The 17,717-nt window shown below is 51.2% G+C and carries 12 protein-coding genes and 1 tRNA gene; 10 read left to right on the plus strand and 3 right to left on the minus strand.

Annotation, left to right across the window (positions count from 1 at the left end; translation table 11 throughout):
* Nucleotides 1-40 precede the first annotated feature (40 nt).
* From HF685_RS03065 to HF685_RS03110, 10 genes are all read left to right on the plus strand, one after another.
* A complete protein-coding gene (locus tag HF685_RS03065) occupies nt 41-1,081 on the plus strand; it encodes a rod shape-determining protein (RefSeq protein WP_168818252.1) in 1,041 nt (346 codons plus the stop codon).
* A gap of 46 nt (nt 1,082-1,127) precedes the next feature.
* A complete protein-coding gene (mreC, locus tag HF685_RS03070; protein ID WP_168818253.1) occupies nt 1,128-2,036 on the plus strand; it encodes a rod shape-determining protein MreC in 909 nt (302 codons plus the stop codon).
* Between the two features lie 89 nt (nt 2,037-2,125).
* Complete coding sequence (mreD, locus tag HF685_RS03075) at nt 2,126-2,551, plus strand: rod shape-determining protein MreD (RefSeq protein WP_168818254.1); 426 nt, start codon at nt 2,126-2,128, stop codon at nt 2,549-2,551.
* The gene (gene mrdA, locus HF685_RS03080) at nt 2,548-4,530 is read left to right on the plus strand and encodes a penicillin-binding protein 2 (protein ID WP_168818255.1); all 1,983 of its coding nucleotides are present in this window, start codon (nt 2,548-2,550) and stop codon (nt 4,528-4,530) included. The genes mreD and mrdA overlap by 4 nt, the downstream gene beginning before the upstream one ends.
* A gap of 69 nt (nt 4,531-4,599) precedes the next feature.
* Nucleotides 4,600-5,646 carry a rod shape-determining protein RodA gene (gene rodA / locus HF685_RS03085; RefSeq protein ID WP_168821157.1) on the plus strand — a complete coding sequence of 349 codons (1,047 nt, stop codon included), beginning with the start codon at nt 4,600-4,602 and terminating at the stop codon, nt 5,644-5,646.
* 63 nt (nt 5,647-5,709) lie between these two features.
* Nucleotides 5,710-5,785, plus strand: a tRNA-Lys gene (locus HF685_RS03090).
* Between the two features lie 568 nt (nt 5,786-6,353).
* Nucleotides 6,354-9,380: a TonB-dependent receptor domain-containing protein gene (locus tag HF685_RS03095; RefSeq protein WP_168818256.1), complete on the plus strand. Its 3,027-nt coding sequence runs from the start codon at nt 6,354-6,356 to the stop codon at nt 9,378-9,380.
* Nucleotides 9,381-9,445: 65 nt separating this feature from the next.
* Nucleotides 9,446-10,054, plus strand: a complete 609-nt coding sequence (locus HF685_RS03100; protein ID WP_211051330.1) for a M14-type cytosolic carboxypeptidase — start codon at nt 9,446-9,448, stop codon at nt 10,052-10,054.
* Complete coding sequence (locus HF685_RS03105) at nt 10,006-10,644, plus strand: M14 family metallopeptidase (RefSeq protein ID WP_168818258.1); 639 nt, start codon at nt 10,006-10,008, stop codon at nt 10,642-10,644. The genes HF685_RS03100 and HF685_RS03105 overlap by 49 nt, the downstream gene beginning before the upstream one ends.
* A 508-nt stretch (nt 10,645-11,152) precedes the next feature.
* Nucleotides 11,153-13,915, plus strand: a complete 2,763-nt coding sequence (locus HF685_RS03110; protein WP_168818259.1) for a DUF2235 domain-containing protein — start codon at nt 11,153-11,155, stop codon at nt 13,913-13,915.
* A 409-nt stretch (nt 13,916-14,324) separates the two neighbouring features.
* Here the strand turns inward: HF685_RS03110 and HF685_RS03115 are convergent, their stop codons facing one another.
* The 3 genes from HF685_RS03115 to HF685_RS03125 form a co-directional block, all read right to left on the minus strand.
* The gene (locus tag HF685_RS03115) at nt 14,325-14,600 is read right to left on the minus strand and encodes an HU family DNA-binding protein (protein WP_168818260.1); all 276 of its coding nucleotides are present in this window, start codon (nt 14,598-14,600) and stop codon (nt 14,325-14,327) included.
* A 244-nt stretch (nt 14,601-14,844) separates the two neighbouring features.
* Complete coding sequence (lon, locus tag HF685_RS03120) at nt 14,845-17,271, minus strand: endopeptidase La (RefSeq protein ID WP_168818261.1); 2,427 nt, start codon at nt 17,269-17,271, stop codon at nt 14,845-14,847.
* A 110-nt stretch (nt 17,272-17,381) separates the two neighbouring features.
* Nucleotides 17,382-17,717, minus strand: coding sequence for a YbaB/EbfC family nucleoid-associated protein (locus HF685_RS03125; RefSeq protein WP_168818262.1), 336 nt, complete (start codon nt 17,715-17,717; stop codon nt 17,382-17,384).

Genomic DNA, 17,717 nt, shown 5'->3' on the forward strand with positions numbered 1-17,717 from the left:
AGGCTTGTGGCCCAACTATAAGAAAATATGGACAAAAAGCATGGTATTCGGAAATCTGTTCAAGTTTCGCTCGCAGGACATGGCAATTGATCTCGGCACGGCAAATACGGTTGTATATGTACGCGGTCAGGGAATCGTATTGAACGAGCCTTCGGTTGTGGCGATTGAAACAATAAACGGCGTGAAAAAAGTCAAGGCCGTCGGCAACGACGCAAAAATGATGATGGGCAAAACGCCTGATAGCATTGAAGCCATTCGCCCTTTGCGGGATGGTGTGATTGCCGACATTGATGTCGCGGAGCAGATGATCAAGCACTTCATCCAAAAAGTGCACGGCAAAAGGCGGTTATTCAGCTATCCTGAAATCGTGATCTGCGTACCGAGCGGTTCGACTTCGGTCGAGCGTCGCGCAATTCGCGATGCGGCTTCCAACGCAGGGGCAAGCCAGGTTTATCTGATTGAAGAGCCGATGGCGGCCGCGATTGGCGCGGATATGCCGGTTACCGAACCCATCGGATCAATGGTCGTTGATATTGGCGGCGGCACTACGGAAGTTGCAGTTCTATCGCTGCGCGGACTTGCCTATACAACATCAGTGCGCACCGGCGGCGATAAAATGGATGAAGCGATTGTTTCCTATGTCCGCCGGCATCATAATCTCCTGATCGGGGAAACCACAGCTGAGCGGATCAAGAAAGATTTCGGCGTTGCACAGGCACCTGCCGATGGCGTGGGCCACACGATCCACATCAAGGGCCGTGATCTGGTAAACGGTGTCCCGAAAGAAATTTCGATCAATCAGGGCCAGATTGCCGAAGCACTGAGCGAGCCAATCGGCACGATTATCGAAGGCGTTCGTATTGCTCTAGAGAATACAGCACCTGAACTAGCCGCTGATATTGTCGACCAGGGGATCGTGCTCACTGGCGGCGGCGCGTTGATCAGCGGACTGGATGCTGCATTGAGCGATGAAACCGGTTTGCCGGTTACAGTGGCAGAAGATCCACTCGCTTGCGTTGCAATCGGCACTGGCAGGGCAATGGAAGATGAAATGTTCCGCGGCGTGCTAACAACAGCTTGATGCGTCAATGCGCAGAACTAAATTTGTAGTGAAAGGATGAACGGGCATGGCGCCGCCAAAAAACCGGCGTCCAGGATTTTCCAAGCGGGCGCAATATTCGATATTCGCTGGCTATATGCTGGGCATATTAGGCGCTGTTGTGGGGCTCTTACTGCTGCTTATCTCGATCGTCGATCCACGCGGCTTTTCAACATTGCGCACAATCGGGGCCGAAGTGACCGCGCCGGTTAGTAAAACATTGTCTGAAGCTCGCGGTGCTACCGGAAGCGCGAGCAATAATATCTCCGCCTATTTCTACGCTGCCTCTAAAAACGCTGCGATGCTCGAAGAACTTGAAAAAAGCCGCATCGAGATATTAGAAGCGCGGGCACTCAAACAAGAGAATGAGCGGTTGAAGCGGTTGCTTAAACTCAAAGAAGATGTAGGCGATTCCATCGCGCTGGGCCGACTGATCAGTTCAACATCGTCGAGCTCGCGGCGCATTGCTACATTGGGTCTGGGTTCAACGAGCGGCCTGCTGGTCGGTCAACCGGTGCGAGCACCCGAAGGTCTCGTTGGCCGGGTACTCGAAACGGGCCCCAGCACATCGCGAATATTATTGGTTTCCGATGCCAAGAACGTCACACCTGTCAAACGCGCGAGTGATGAATTACCCGCATTCGCAACTGGTCGCGGTGATGGAACGGTAGATGTCCGTCCGATTAATCTGGGGACCAATCCGTTTAAAGGTGGTGACTTATTGATCACTTCGGGCAGTGGTGGCCTGTATAGCCCCGGAATCCCGGTCGCTATCGTGATTCGCAAAACCGAGACCGGAGCCATCGCCCGGATTTTGGCTAATTCGGCAAAGGTGAGCCACGTCATTGTACAGCCAATTTTCCAGGCGGAAACCATGCGACAGATTGCAAAGGATGAAGCGGAACGACCAGCTGAAATACCTGAAGGCGGCCAGTAATGGCCAAATCCTATCGCTCAAAAATAAACCGGGAGCCTTCGCAGCTTCGTATTAAGGCGATCCCGACAATCACGGTTATATTGGGTTCGATGGTAACCGCCTTGCCTATCATTACCGATTACCCCATTCTTCCGCCCATGGGTTTGCTGGTTCTGCTGGCGTGGCGACTTATACGTCCTGGATACTGGCCGGTATGGGCGGGCTTTCCGTTGGGATTGGTTGATGATATTTTCAGCGGTCAACCTTTCGGCAGCGCCGCGTTTTTGTGGTCCGTGATGTTCGTCGTTTTGGAAACGCTGGATCGAAAGGCCAACACTAGAGATTATTGGCAGGACTGGCTTATTGCATCCCTTGCGATCGTTTTTGTGCTAATAAGCAGTATGATGATAATCGACTTCCCCGCCAACTTACTGAGACTTGATATCTTGTTCCCGCAGATTTTATTGTCAGTATTGCTCTACCCTTTCATTGCCCGGTTGATCGGTTCTATTGATGACTGGCGGATTTCTGCATGAAGGGCAGCAAAACAATCAGCGGGGCGATGCAGAACCTCACGTTTACCCGGCGCGCAACTGTCATTGGCGGTTTGCAGGCCGGCATCGGCGTATTGCTTGCCGGACGCATGGCCTATATTTCTGTCGCGGAAAATGAACGCTATCAACTTTTGTCCGAGAGCAACCGCGTTAATCTGACGCTTATCCCACCACGGCGCGGCTGGCTGATCGACCGTAATGGCAAGCCTATTGCCAATAACAAGTCCGACTTCCGGGTGGACATTATTCCTGACCGGACACCGGACAAGGAGAAAACGGTCGCTACGCTGGCTGAGCTCCTGTCGCTTGAACCGGAGGACGTGGAGCGGATAAATAAAGAATTGTCCAAAGCGAATAGTTTCCAGCCTGTGCAAGTCGCGACCGGCCTGGATTGGGAAAAATATGCTGCTGTGACGGTTCGGTTGCCGGATTTGCCCGGTGTCTCGCCCCAGCAAGGCTTTTCCCGCAATTATCCAACCGGCGGGGCCGTTGGTCATCTGGTGGGTTATGTCGGCATCCCTTCTGCCGAGGACTATAAAGAGAATCCAAATCCGATCCTGATTACGCCGGGCTATAAAATCGGCAAGGATGGTATCGAAAAACTCTTTGAAGATCGCCTGCAAGGCAAACCCGGTGCCAAGCGGGTCGAAGTGACGGCACGCGGTAAAATTATTCGCGAACTTGATACGCAGCCCGATGTTCCCGGCAAGGCGTTACAACTGACAATTGATATTGATCTGCAGGAATATGCCGCGCGCCGGCTTGGACCGGAAAGCGGAGCCGTGGTTGTTCTGGATTGCAAGACTGGCGATATTTTGACGATGACATCGATGCCGTCTTTTGATCCTAATAGTTTTTCTGACGGCATTGGCACCAGCGAATATGGCATGCTCCGGGAAGATGATCATGTTCCGCTGCGGGATAAATCCTTGCGCGGACTATTCCCTCCCGGTTCAACGGTTAAGCCGATGGTGGCTATGGCATTTTTAGAAGCAGGGCTCAGCCCGGATGCAACGGCGTCATGCGGCGGTGGTTTACGGGTTGGAAATCGGTTTTTCCACTGCTGGAACCGCCGCGGCCATGGCACCGTAAATATGGCGAAGGGCATATATCAAAGCTGCGATGTTTATTTCTACAAATTCGCCCAGCAAGTTGGCATGGACGCCATCGCGGCAATGGCTAACAAACTTGGCATGGGTCAGGAATTTGATCTTGAAGTCGCCAGCCAATTTTATGGAACCGTCCCCAATCCTGACTGGAAAATGAAAAAATATAAGCAAAAATGGGGTGCGTTTGACACGGTGAACTCCACTATTGGTCAAGGCTATATGCTTGCCAACCCGCTTCAGCTGGCAGTTATGTCGGCTCGGCTGGCGACGGGATACAACCTGCAACCGCATTTGCTTCTGGACAAGAAACGCAAGCCGCCCAAATCGCTCGATTTTGATCCTGAACATATCGAATATGTACGCAAGGCGATGAGCGATGTGGTTAATGGTCCCGGTACGGCTGGCCGGGCGAGGTTACCGGTTGAAAACGTAAAAATGGCAGGCAAGACTGGTACTGCGCAGGTTGTCAGCCTTGATTTCGGTCGCGGCGGCAAAGGCGTTCCCTGGAAATATCGCGATCACGGCCTGTTCATCTGCTTCGCGCCGGTCGATAATCCGCGCTATGCTGCATCCGTCGTTATCGAACATGGCGGAGGTTCTGGTGCAGCCTACCCGGTTGCGCGCGATGTATTGACGTTTCTCTACGACCGGGAAAAGGCGATGAGCGTGTTGGAAAGCATGGAGCAAGGCTGGGGCGGCAATATCGAACAGCGGCTCGAAAAGAAGATGGCTGCCTATCGTTCCAAAAAAGACCTGGAAAAAGCAATTGCAGAAGGCCGGGTGGCACCTGATCCCGAACTCGATGCTGATGGCACGCCAGTGACCGAGCCTGCACCGCAAGCGGGACAATAAACTTTGAGCGATTTCATCCCTGCACCGATAGCGCAGCTGCCGTGGCGAACAATCTTCTTACTCTCTGCCATGGCCTCTTTCGGTTTCGTGGTCCTCTATTCCGCGGCTGGCGGCAGCGTGGAGCCGTGGGCGGGACGGCATATGATCCGCTTTCTGATTTTTCTCGCCATGGCAATCGTGTTTTCCCGCCTCAAGGAAAATTTCTGGAAGACCACAGCCTTCCCGGTATATATTATAATCGTGGTGATGCTGCTTGGTGTGGAACTCATCGGCGCTGTTAGTGGCGGCAGTCAGCGCTGGCTCAATCTGGGGATCATCCGCATTCAACCTTCAGAATTGATGAAACCTGCGATCATATTGGCGGTTGCGCGGTTTTATGACCTGTTGCCACCGACGCAAATCCGGACATGGGGCGCAATATGGCCCTTACTGGTGCTTGTTGCCGTTCCAAGCGCCCTGATATTGCTACAGCCCGATCTGGGTACAACAATCACTGTGGTTGCAGGCGCGCTTACGGTCGCATTTCTTGCAGGATTGCCAATGCGCCTGTTTATCGGCGGCGCAGCGGCATTGTCGGTCATTGCTCCCCTCGCCTTCTTTTTCGGTCTGGAAGAATATCAACAGCGTCGGGTCACAACCTTCATTAACCCGGAGAATGATCCGCTTGGTGCGGGATATCACATCACCCAATCGAAAATCGCAATCGGTTCCGGCGGGATATTTGGCAAAGGTTTCCTCAATGGCACGCAAAGCCATCTTGATTATCTACCGGAAGGCCACACGGATTTTGTTTTTGCAACAATGGCAGAGGAATGGGGCCTTGTCGGCGGCATGGTCATCTTGTTCGGATTTTTCCTGCTGTTCCGTTGGGGCCTGGCTGTTTCGATAAGAGCCAACAGCCGGTTTGCCAAATTGACCGCAGCAGGACTGACCACGACCATATTCTTCTATGTCGCAATTAATTTAATGATGGTGATGGGCCTCGCTCCGGTTGTCGGCATCCCGCTTCCGTTTCTCAGCCATGGCGGCTCGTCAATGATGACCATCATGATCTGTGTCGGGATATTAATGTCGATTGATCGCAATCCAGGCAAACGCGGCGGAGCATTCGGATAAAACGTATAGAGGCCGGTTGTTCTTTGCCAAACAGAGACTATATAGCCCTCATACCAAACATACGGACGCTTAGCTCAGTTGGTAGAGCAGCTGACTCTTAATCAGCGGGTCACAGGTTCGAACCCTGTAGCGTCTACCATTTTTCATATATTATATAATGACTTATCTGGGTAAAGAGGACGTGATTTAGTTGTTCAAAAATTGTCGGTAACGTTGAAGATTCCAACCTGCTGGATAGAACCAGCAATTTTCATTGGTTCATTTGAACACGTTTCGAACACTAACAGTCCTTTCTCTTTTGATTCTGGATTGGGATCAAGAGACTTCTTGAGCGGAGTAGATTGTTTTGTAGACAAGCCATGATTACTAAGCGTGCGGATGGCCTCTGGACAAAGATGCGCTAGAGCTTTCGCAAAAAACGCGGACCTTCGACAATCGCTCCAAAAAAGGAATATTCCGGGGTTGTACGATGATGTTCAAAAACTGACGTTAGGCGCGAGCGTCATTGTGATATAAATATCACAGGAATCGAAAGTGAACGAACATACTCCGAATTGCAATTGACCATTGCCAAAATGAAGCGCCTTAATTCGTCTGCTGGCCGAAATGTCGCACAGAGACAACGCGCACATCATCGGCCACCTATTCTAAAGTTTTATTTTGTTTCGTTCTGCTTGTTTTCTGTTTTTCTACACGGGGGTTAAGTTATGTCTGGAAACCGTAATGTCGGCGCATTTTTGCTGGGGACGACCGCGCTGATCAGCGCCAATGCCGCTCTGGCGCAAACCACTGAAGCTGAAGACGGTGAAACAATCATCGTCGTTACCGGTTCCCAGATTCAGGGTGCAAAAATCAATGATGTTCTCCCGGTAACGGTGCTCGATGAAGTTGCGATCGAAGCGACCGGCGCGGCCTCCGGCGAAGAGCTTTTTGCCGCCATTCCGCAAGTTGGTACAACGGCTTTTAATGAACAAAACACGACCGGCGGCGTCAACGGCGCGCGTGGTGACATTGCCTCGATTAACCTGCGCGACCTGGGCACGGGTAACACCTTGCTGCTGATCAACGGCCGCCGGATGAACCTGCACCCCGGTTTTCAGACCGAGCTTCTGGTTCCTGTGGTCTCTCCAGATACCAATGAAATTCCGCCAGGCAGTGTGAAAAGGCTCGAAATTCTCCGCGATGGCGCATCGGCTGTTTACGGGGCAGATGCCGTAGCCGGTGTGGTCAATACGATCCTTAAAGGCAATATGACCGGCGGCTTTATTGAAGCCGACTGGCGTGCATCGGATGGCACTAGCCTTTACAGCACCAGCATCTCCGGCGGCTATGGCTTTGATTTTGCCGATGGCCGGGGGAACTTGACCGTTTATGGCAGTTATTTCCATGAAAATGGCGCACCTGTGACGATCCGTGATTACGCCGCTTTTGATGATCGCCGTGATCTGCTGATTGGCACTCCATTCGAAGGCGATGCGTCTTTCAACAACCGTTCGACCAGCTCTCCCTTTGGGCAGTTCGATATTCAGGCACCATCTTCACGCACGCCAATTGGTGATGATGATTTCTACCTACAACCCTCGACATTCCCCGGCTGTCGCCTGGAGTTTGGTAATGGAATTTGTGCGCGTAACGGCACCACGCCAACTACCGATGTAAGATACAATACCAATTTCGGTGTCGATCTGTTCTCGCGCAAGAACCGCTATAACGCCGCGGCCTTGTTCAACTATGATTTGAGCGATTCGATCGAGTTTTATCTGGAAGGCAGCTATTATCGTTCCGAAAGTCGGCGTGCTAACGAGGCTTCCGCGCTGCTATCAGCTGTTCCTGTTGGAATTGCCCGGACTGCTTACTGGAATCCATTTGGTCCAATAGGAAGCCCCAACCGCCTGCCCGGGACGACAATCGCTGCGGGCGGTGCGGACATCATTATGGAGCGTATGCGTTTTGTCGATGTTGGCACCCGCGATGTTTCGGTTAACAAGGACAGCTACCGCCTGGTCGCAGGCTTGAAAGGTAATTTTGGTGAATGGGACTTCGATACAGGCTTTGTTTATTCACAAGCCAACAGCATCGATCTAACCCGTGGCCGCATTTCGTTGACCCTTTTGCAGCAGTCGCTTAATCGCACCACACCGGATGCCTATAATCCGTTCAATGGCGGCTGCCTTGAAAATCAAGGCACTGGCCCCAATAATGGCGATTGTACTCCCAACCCGCAGGCGGTTATCGATGCGATCAGCATTGATGTGTTCCGCAAAGGCGAAACCACTTTGGCACTGGCCGATTTCAAGGTTTCGCGCGATGATCTGTTCACCCTTCCGGGCGGAGATGTCGGTATCGCGACCGGCGTTGAGTTCCGCCGTGAGACTTTCAAGGATGACCGTGATCCACGTTTGGATGGCACGATTACCTTTACCGATAGTGTCACCGGCGACTTCAACGGCAGCGATGTTGTGGGGTCAAGCCCATCTCCTGACACTAGCGGACGCCGTGATGTGTTTTCGGCCTTTGCCGAAGCCTTCATCCCGCTGGTTTCCGAAGATATGGATATTCCTCTGATCCACGAATTGAACGTCCAGGTTGCCGGCCGAATGGAACATTTCAAGGATATTGATGAAACGACCATTGTTCCCCGTGCTGCGGCATCATGGACACCGGTTCCTGGCGTAATTTTCCGGGGTGCCTGGTCCAAAGGCTTCCGCGCACCAAATCTGGTCCAGGTGAATGATGCTGGTACCACCCGCTCCAATACACGTGATGATTTTGTTACCTGTCAGGCGCAGGTGGAAAAGAATATCATCGCCAATCTGGGCGCATGTAGTGGAACCGGCACCGTCAGCTTCCGTTCCGGTACCAACACGTTGCAACCAGAGAAAACGCAGAGCATCAATCTCGGCGCAGTGCTGGAGCCGGAATTTATTCCTGGTCTGACGCTAACCGCCGATTACTGGCGCGTAAAACAGCGCGGTATCGTGGGTGTATTTGGTGATGACAACGCCATCGCACTCGACCTGCTTCGGCGTCAAAACGGCAGCACCAACCCGAATGTTCAGCGCAATGCCCCGGATGCGGATGCACTCGCGCTGTTTGCCGGAACCAGTCTGGCTGCCGCTGGCAGCATCATCCAGGTGCTTGATCCTTATCTCAACCTGGACAGCCGTGTATCAAAAGGCTGGGACTTTGGCATGTTCTATAATGTGCCTGAGTTCGGCATTGGTGATATCCGGCTCCGTCTCAATGCAGCGCGCCTGAAGTCCTTTGTCCAGTCGGCAGGACCGGATGGACAGGAGTTGCTCGATGCCATTGCAGCGGGGACACTGCCAACCGATGTCGGTGTTGGTGGCCTTGGCGAGTTGCTCGAAATCGAAGGTCGTCCGAAATGGCGCCTGAGCGGCTCGATAAGCTGGGGCAGCGGACCGGTTGATGTGACTGTGTTCGGCAAATATGTCGGCGCGGTTTGGGATACCAGCGTGACCCGCGATGTTCTCATCGTCTCCGATGATCCAAATGCCAACTTCTTCCGGGTCAACGATCAGTTCACCATGAACGCTTCAATCAGCTATACGGTTGATAACAATACGGCGCTCAGCGGAACAAGGTTGAAATTCGGTATCAACAATTTGTTCAACGAAGACCCGCCGCTTGCCGATGAGAGCTATGGCTATTTCAGCGAATTGCATAGCTCGCGTGGACGGCAGTTTATTGTTGAACTCCGCAAGAAGTTTTGATGCAAAACGGCGGGGCTATGGAATATCCTAGCCCCGCCACGACCAAAATGTACCACCTTCTGCGAATGTCCAAATATTATCTTTCGACGTTAACTGCAGTACTTATTCTGGGCGGTTGCGCGAACACAGTTGAGGTTGCACCTGTTGTAGCTGCTCCCGGTCGCTGCGAAACGCCAAATGTGGTTCTAGATACTGACTTTCCAACTGGCAATATTGCCTCCTGTGAGGCCGTGAACCAAACCGGCCTTGCCATAAAGATTGAACCGGAAGACGAACCACCGATTAACTGCAGCGCATGGTATGCGTTTCGCTTGACGCCGCGCAATACAGGCGCGGTGCAAATTAGCCTTAATTATGAACATTGCGGTCACCGCTATTGGCCCAAGACCAGCACCGATGGCATTAACTGGACTAATTTATCTCCAGACTCTGTTGCGCTCGAAGATATTGACGGGGTCGCGCAGGCAAAGATGATTATCACGCTTGGCGAAAAGCCCGTGTTCGTTGCTGGTCAGGAAATCATTTCATCATCTGACTATGCTGCATGGGTCGGTCAAGTATCACAATCTCCATTGGTCGAACAGTCCTTGCTCGGTAAATCCGCTGAAGGCAAAAAATTCCAGCGATGTCGATCAAAGCCACCGGGGGCAATCCGCGTGAACAGATTGTCCTGATCGGCCGCCAGCATCCTCCTGAAATAACAGGCGCGCTGGTGATGATGCCGTTTGTCGAAACCCTGCTTTCTGATGAACCATTGGCCAAGCTTTTTCGCGAGCGGTTTGAGACTATAGTTGTGCCGGTGCTAAATCCCGATGGCGTTGATCATGGTTATTGGCGACACAATACTGGCGGTACCGATCTCAACCGCGATTGGGGGCCATTTGCGCAACCCGAAACGCAGTTGATGGACAAGCTGCTTGGCGACATTGAAAGCGCACCAGATCAACAGCTTCGTCTATTCATTGATTTTCATTCTACCCAGAATGATGTGTTTTATACCATCCCGGATGACTACCCCACTAATCCGCCGCTATTCCTGAAGGAATGGCTGGATTTGCTGCAAACCAGAATGCCGGATTATCCTGTGAAGCGGGATGCCAATCATAATCTGGGGCAAGCAAACTCCAAAAATTATGTTCACAAAAAATATGGCGTGCCTACGGTAACCTTCGAGATAGGCGATGAAACTGACCGTCCTTTGATAGAAAAGCTTGGTCGGGAATCGGCATTGGCAATGATGGAAACGTTGCTAGCCAACAAGTAACTCGAGTTCGATTAGCCGAGTATCGGATATTTCATATGACAAGGAAATACCTTGGAAAACAAATTTCCGTTTGTTGAGTTTCTGGGAACGAGCGGACGTTCTGCTGACCACCGATTGCAGACATTAAAAAATTCCAAAATTCGGTGATCTCGGGCAAAAATTCAAATCCAACCTTTTGGTCGATGCGCAGTGCACCGTGTCGGTTGCACCGCCACAAGTCTGTTGCAAATGCAAGATTTCCAGCGAATCTTTTCAGAAATTAGATAAATTCGGCACCAAGAGGATTTGAGTAACACCAGACTAAATAAGGTTCTGCGGTTCAAAATTCTCGATTTATTACGCGATGAGCCAAGATCTGTGAATTAGAGAAGTCCACGAGCTTGAATGGAACCAATTAATGCTTTACTATAGCCCGAAACTAAAATAGCCGCGAGTAGCGTGTAAAACGGTTGCCTGAAACAATACCCTGTCATTGTGGCCGAGTATTTGGTCAGGCTGGAGATACGCGATGCCTGAAACCCTTCGCCGCTCAATGCCGCCGGTCAAGGTTCGGCGCAAGATCTACGCTGCCAGTCTTTTCATACTCTCGCTATACACGGGCTACCAGTTCTGGATATCCGGACTGACTACGCTGCTGGTCGCCTTGCTGGTACCTATCGTGATTGTCATTCTTCTTTGGATTTGCCCCTTCACACCGCCAAATATGCTTGAAGAAAATACTCGAAAAACGGCGGCGTCCGAACCGCCGCCGATGCCAATCAAAAAAAGGATAATCCTGTTTTCCGATGGCACTGGCAACAGCAGCGCGAAACTGTTCAAGACGAATGTCTGGCGGATTTATCAGGCGATTGACTTCGGCTATGTTTCGTCGGGCGATACGATGCAAATCGGAAGTTACAGTGATGGTGTCGGCAATTCATCATTTAAGCCGATAGCAATCCTGGGCGGGATATTCGGTTTGGGCTTGCGCCGCAATGTTATCCATCTTTACCGATTCCTGTGCCGCAACTACACTCCGGGCGACGAGATTTTTGTTTTCGGTTTCAGTCGCGGTGCTTATACGGTCCGGATATTGACGGCGCTGATCGCAGATCAGGGAGTGATAACAGAATATCGGGACGAGCGTCATCTGAACAGTTTGTCAAATGCCGCATATCGGGAATTTGTAAGGGCTAACGTGCCTGGATCATTCCCTTGGATCACCAAATCCATGCGTTTCGTGCGTGACGTCAACACCCGGTTCTTTGCTTGGCTTCTGGATCCTTTTCCGCAGGAGGTCAGCCGAGACATGGCCGAAATCGATTTTGTTGGCGTTTGGGATACGGTCGGTGCCTATGGTGGGCCTATTATGGAGATAACTCGTGGCATTGACCGCTGGGTGGCTCCGCTCAGTATGACCGACTACATGCTGTCCGGAAAAGTAAAAATGGCGCGCCATGCCCTCGCTCTCGACGACGAACGTGCCTCTTTCCGCCCGCTCGTATGGGATGAAGTTCATGAAGAGGAACAGCGTATTTACAGCGGAAAGCTAATCAAAAAATTGGAAGATGAAAACCTCGCAAGTGCAGAACGCGAGAAACTGGAAATCGAATTCGACAAGGTCAAAAACTTCAAAAGAGGTCGAATAAAACAGGTTTGGTTCTGCGGCATGCATGCTGATGTTGGCGGCGGTTATCCCGATGAGAGCCTAAGCTATGTTTCACTAATGTGGATGATTGACGAAATCGGCGATCGCCTTGAATTCCTGCCAAGCGAAGTCGAGCGTTTGCGTAAGGGCGCTAATATTTTTGGCCCGATCCATAATAGCAGGCAGGGGATTGGTGCCTATTATCGGTATCAGCCCAGAAAGATAACGGCCTTCATGCATCATGAGGGAGACAGGGATAAGATCGGCCGCACATTGTCCCACCGCGATCCGCTGGTTACATTTCCATCAAGATCGGATCCTGCCGGCGCCCCAAAAATGAAATATCGTGGACTGCTTACGCATTGCAGCATTCATTCGACTGTATTGGTACGCATCGCCGCCGGAACCGACAATTATGCACCAGTCGGGTTGCCCAGGACATTTGATATTGAAGGTAAACTCAATATCCTAAACAACAAGGATAGACATAATCTGGACAAAAAAATTGCTCATTTGCTTTCCGGTGAAAAAATTGCTGATCGCGCAGTCGAACAGGAACGCATATGGGATCATGTTTCGTGGCGAAGAGGTATCTATTTTGCTTCTCTTACACTGACTTTACTGTTTCTAGCGATGCCGCTTTGGCCAGCATCAATGTCGGGTTCTCCTAACAATGTCGATGATCGCTGGGTCGGGGGACTGGCAGCCAACCTGTTCACGCCGATCCTTCCGGGGTTTGCCGAATATTGGCTGGTTGAATTTGAACAGCAACCGGTCGTTTTTTTGGGTTTGCTGGTAACCATATTGGCGTTGCTCATCTCCGGCGGATTTCTGGAACGCCTGTTGCGAGATGGCTCTCGGACAATGTGGTGGGCGGCGCTGGACGACCCTGCTCAAAACCTGAAAATGAAAAACCGCTTGCGCGACAATTACTCCTACCAGCGCATCCTCCAATTTCTTAAATGGTCCCTCACACCCAATTTTCTGGGAATGGCTGCGGTTGGACTGATCGCCTATCTTGCCGCCAGTATCGGCGTGCAAGGCTGGATGGTATATGCGGAACGGAACGGCAGTTTGTGCGGAATCGAAGCTGCGGAACAGGGGTTGGTAAATAGAAAATATATCTTGGATAAATCCTGCAACGATACCGGGATAACTATCAAAGAAAAAGAAACATATGAAATTGCCTTCGTTGCAATTGGGCAGAGCCGGTCGGATCGGGATTCTGCTCTTTTTGGAGTGAGCGTCTGGGATTTGTTCTCCGATACCGACGCCAAGAAAACTAGCGGGCTTGCCGACCGTTTGTCACTCCTGTTTGGCACTCCGTTTCGCCGGATTGTTCCGGCCAGATGGATTCAGCCGCTTTATCTCGTTCGCGATTACTCGAGTCAATCTCTGGAAGCAAATAGTGAAAGAGTCGGTGACGATATTTCCATTAAAGTGATCAAGTTCGAAACGATAAAGCATAATGACGGAGAAACGAGGGCCATTGCGATCATCAAGACCCCACAGAAAGGTCGTCTTTTCCTGTTCGCCAACGATGCCGGATTCCCGGGTCTGAAAGGCCTCGCCTGCAGAAATACGCCGTCAAATATTTGCGATGTCAAAATCAACGTTGAAGTCAGGCGTCTCGAAGCAAGTTGAGCACGAATCTAGCTGATACTTTAAACGCGACAATCGGATTTACAGATGCAATATTCCAGAAAAGGAACGATGACGGCGCGAAGCGCTTTCGAGTAATAAATCGTCTGCCGTGAATATTGCAAACTGGAGTGATTGCCGATGAAAGGCGTGCTGCGCCTGCCATCTTAGCTCCATTTATCTTAACTGTTATGGAGTTCTGGAATGTTCCGAATGGTGGATGTTCGGGGATCCGGATGGTTTCATTAAAAAGTCCAGGCGACAGCGAAAAGCCCTCCAATGACCGGCATAACTACCTGCAGCCAACGGATTTAACCACGAAAAAGGCGGGTCCCATTTATGGGTACCCGCCTGAATTTTTCGAACAAAGCGCGAAAACAACAGGGGGACGCATTGAGCGCCCCCGGATTGCTTATTTGTTTACGGCGTCTTTCAAGCCTTTGCCGGCTTTGAATTTTGCCTGTGTGGATGCAGGAATCTGCATTGGCTCGCCTGTACGTGGGTTACGGCCGGTTGAAGCTTTACGCTTTGATGTTGAGAATGTACCGAAACCAACGAGGCGAACTTCGCCGCCGCCGCTGAGTGCTTTGGTGATGGAATCAAAAACTGCGTCTACGGCTTTGCCCGCATCGCTTTTGCTGAGGCCGCTGTGGTCTGCAACACTACTGATAAGATCCTGTTTATTCATTATGGGTATCCCCCCTTCTCTAAAGACTAAAGATATTTTTAGACGCGACTCTGTCTGACCGCAGTAAGTACAAAACACCCATGTGAGTCAAAGGAAAACCGCTATTTTCTGCGCCAAAGTTGTAATTTTTACGTTGAATCATTCAAAACGATGCAGATTCAATATTCTCCTGCCTGTTTTGCCAGTTTTCAGGTCAAAAAGGCAACGTCTCTGCCTGTCGCCACGACTCGCAGAATAACAAATTTTAGTGGCGCGCTATCGAACCGGCATCATCGGAAACCGGCGCGGTCGCATGGCTGGCAAGCTCGTCAGCATCACTCCATTCAATCGGCTCAACCTTTTCCGTAAGGGCTATTGCTAGAGCCTCGTCAACATGACTCACTGGAATAATCTTGAGATTGGACGTTATATTCTCAGGTATCTCGACCAGATCTTTCTCATTTTCCGCTGGAATAAGCACTGTCGTAATGCCTCCCCGCAGGGCGGCCAGTAATTTTTCTTTCAGTCCGCCGATGGGCAAAACACGACCGCGAAGAGTGACCTCTCCGGTCATTGCAACATCACGGCGCACAGCAATTCCCGTCAACGTAGAAACAATTGCGGTGACGATACCAACACCGGCAGATGGACCGTCTTTTGGCACAGCGCCCTCGGGCAAGTGAATATGAATATCCTTGCGAGCAAACAGGCTGGGCTTGATCCCGTAGGAAGGTGCGCGCGCTTTAACGAATGACAAAGCTGCCTGAACGGATTCCTGCATGACATCGCCGAGCTTGCCGGTTGTCCTGATCTGGCCTTTTCCGGAAACTGTCACCGACTCAATCGTCAGCAATTCGCCGCCAACTTCTGTCCAAGCCAGTCCAGTGACCGCACCCACCTGATTTACTTCCTCACCGACGCCGTGCCGAAACTTGCGTACGCCAGCATATTCCGAAAGATTGTCCGTGGTGATTTCTATACTTTTATATTCGCCTTCCAGTATCCGGCGCAGTGCCTTACGGGCTAACTTGGCAATTTCCCGTTCCAGTGTGCGAACACCAGCTTCGCGGGTATAGTAGCGGATGAGATCGCGCAGTGCATCGTCGTGCAACGCAAATTCTCCGTCTTTCAGACCATGTGCTTCAATCTGCTTCTCGAGCAAATGACGCTTGGCGATCTCCACCTTTTCGTCCTCAGTATACCCTTCGAGACGGATGATTTCCATCCTGTCCAACAGCGGCTGCGGAAGATTGAGCGAGTTTGCCGTGGTCACAAACATGATGTCCGACAGATCAATATCGATTTCCAGATAGTGATCCTGGAATTTATCATTTTGTTCTGGATCAAGCACTTCAAGTAGCGCGGAGGCAGGATCGCCGCGGAAATCCTGACCCAGCTTGTCGATCTCATCCAGCAAGAACAATGGATTAGATGTGCCCGCTTTTTTAAGATTGGATACAATCTTGCCGGGGAGCGATCCGATATACGTCCGGCGATGGCCACGTATTTCGGCCTCATCACGGACACCACCTAGAGACTGGCGTACAAATTCGCGACCTGTTGCGCGAGCAATGGAACGTCCTAGCGACGTTTTGCCAACGCCGGGAGGACCCACAAGGCACAAAATCGGGCCTTTGAGTTTATTCGTGCGCGCCTGGACAGCGAGATATTCCACGATGCGCTCTTTCACCTTTTCGAGCGCGAAATGATCGTCATCGAGAATTTTCTCGGCTTGCTTGATATCTTTTTTCAGTCGCGATTTTTTGCCCCACGGCAGGCCGAGCAGGACATCAAGGTAATTGCGCACTACCGTCGCCTCGGCCGACATCGGTTGCATGCCCTTGAGCTTTTTAAATTCGGTTCCAGCCTTGGTTTTGGCTTCCTTGGAGAGCTTTGTCTCTTCAATCTTCTTGCCAAGCGCGGAGAGCTCATCGCCCTCGCCATCTTCATCGCCCAATTCACGCTGGATAGCTTTCATCTGCTCATTGAGATAATATTCGCGCTGGGTTTTCTCCATCTGGCGCTTAACGCGGCCACGAATCTTCTTTTCAACCTGGAGAACGCCAAGTTCGCCTTCCATGAACGCAAACACCATTTCAAGACGCTTCATCGGATCACTCTCGATCAGAAGACTCTGTTTATCGGCCACCTTCACATTTATATTCGCGGCAACTGCATCAGCAAGTTTGGAGACATTCTCGATTTCGCCAAGCTGCACAACAGTTTCAGCCGGCATTTTCTTGTTCAGTTTGGAATAATTCTCAAACTGGTCGACAACCGAGCGCATCAACGCCGCGACCTCTGGACCTTCAGCCGTACCCTCGTTCATCAATTCAATTTGGGCCAGCACATAACCGTCAGCCTGATCATCCAGTGCGATATGGCTTGCACGTTGCTTGCCTTCTACCAGCACCCGCACAGTGCCATCTGGCAATTTCAAAAGCTGTAATACCGTCGCCACAACGCCAAGATCATATAGCTGATCGCGGCCAGGATCATCCTCTGCCGGATCAAGCTGCGCGACAAGGAAAATTTCCTTGTTTGAATCCATCGCTTTTTCCAGCGCCACAACGGATTTGTCACGGCCGACAAACAACGGCACAATCATATTGGGAAACACCACAATATCGCGCAACGGAAGAAGCGGCAGAGCTTTGGTTTCAGGGGTAGAAACGGATTTAGGTTGTGACATGGATACTCCAAAACGTTGCGCGGTCGCAGTAATCAATCGCGCGCTTGTGCCAGATATATGGTGCCTTCCAACATCACTTCAAGCAAGAAGCGACAAAAGCCCGCAAACGCCTAAAAAGGGAGTTTAAAACCTGGGGGTAACTGCATACCGCTCGTCATCTTGCTCATTTCTTGGTTGCTCAACGCATCGGCTTTGTCCCGCGCATCGTTAAACGCTGCGGCGACCAGATCTTCCAAAATGCCCTTTTCTTCTGCTTTTATGAGACTGTCATCAATGCTAACCCCCAGTATCCGGCCCTTGGCAGTGGCTTTAACAGAAACCAGTCCACCGCCAGATTTGCCTTCCACTTCTAGACTGTCGAGCTTTTTCTGCGCCTCTTCCATCTGTGTCTGAACGGTTTGCGCCGCTTCTTGCGCGGCTTTCATCATTTCTTCCATTGATTTCAT

Origin of the sequence: Parasphingorhabdus halotolerans (assembly GCF_012516475.1) — a bacterium.
Classification (GTDB): domain Bacteria; phylum Pseudomonadota; class Alphaproteobacteria; order Sphingomonadales; family Sphingomonadaceae; genus Parasphingorhabdus; species Parasphingorhabdus halotolerans.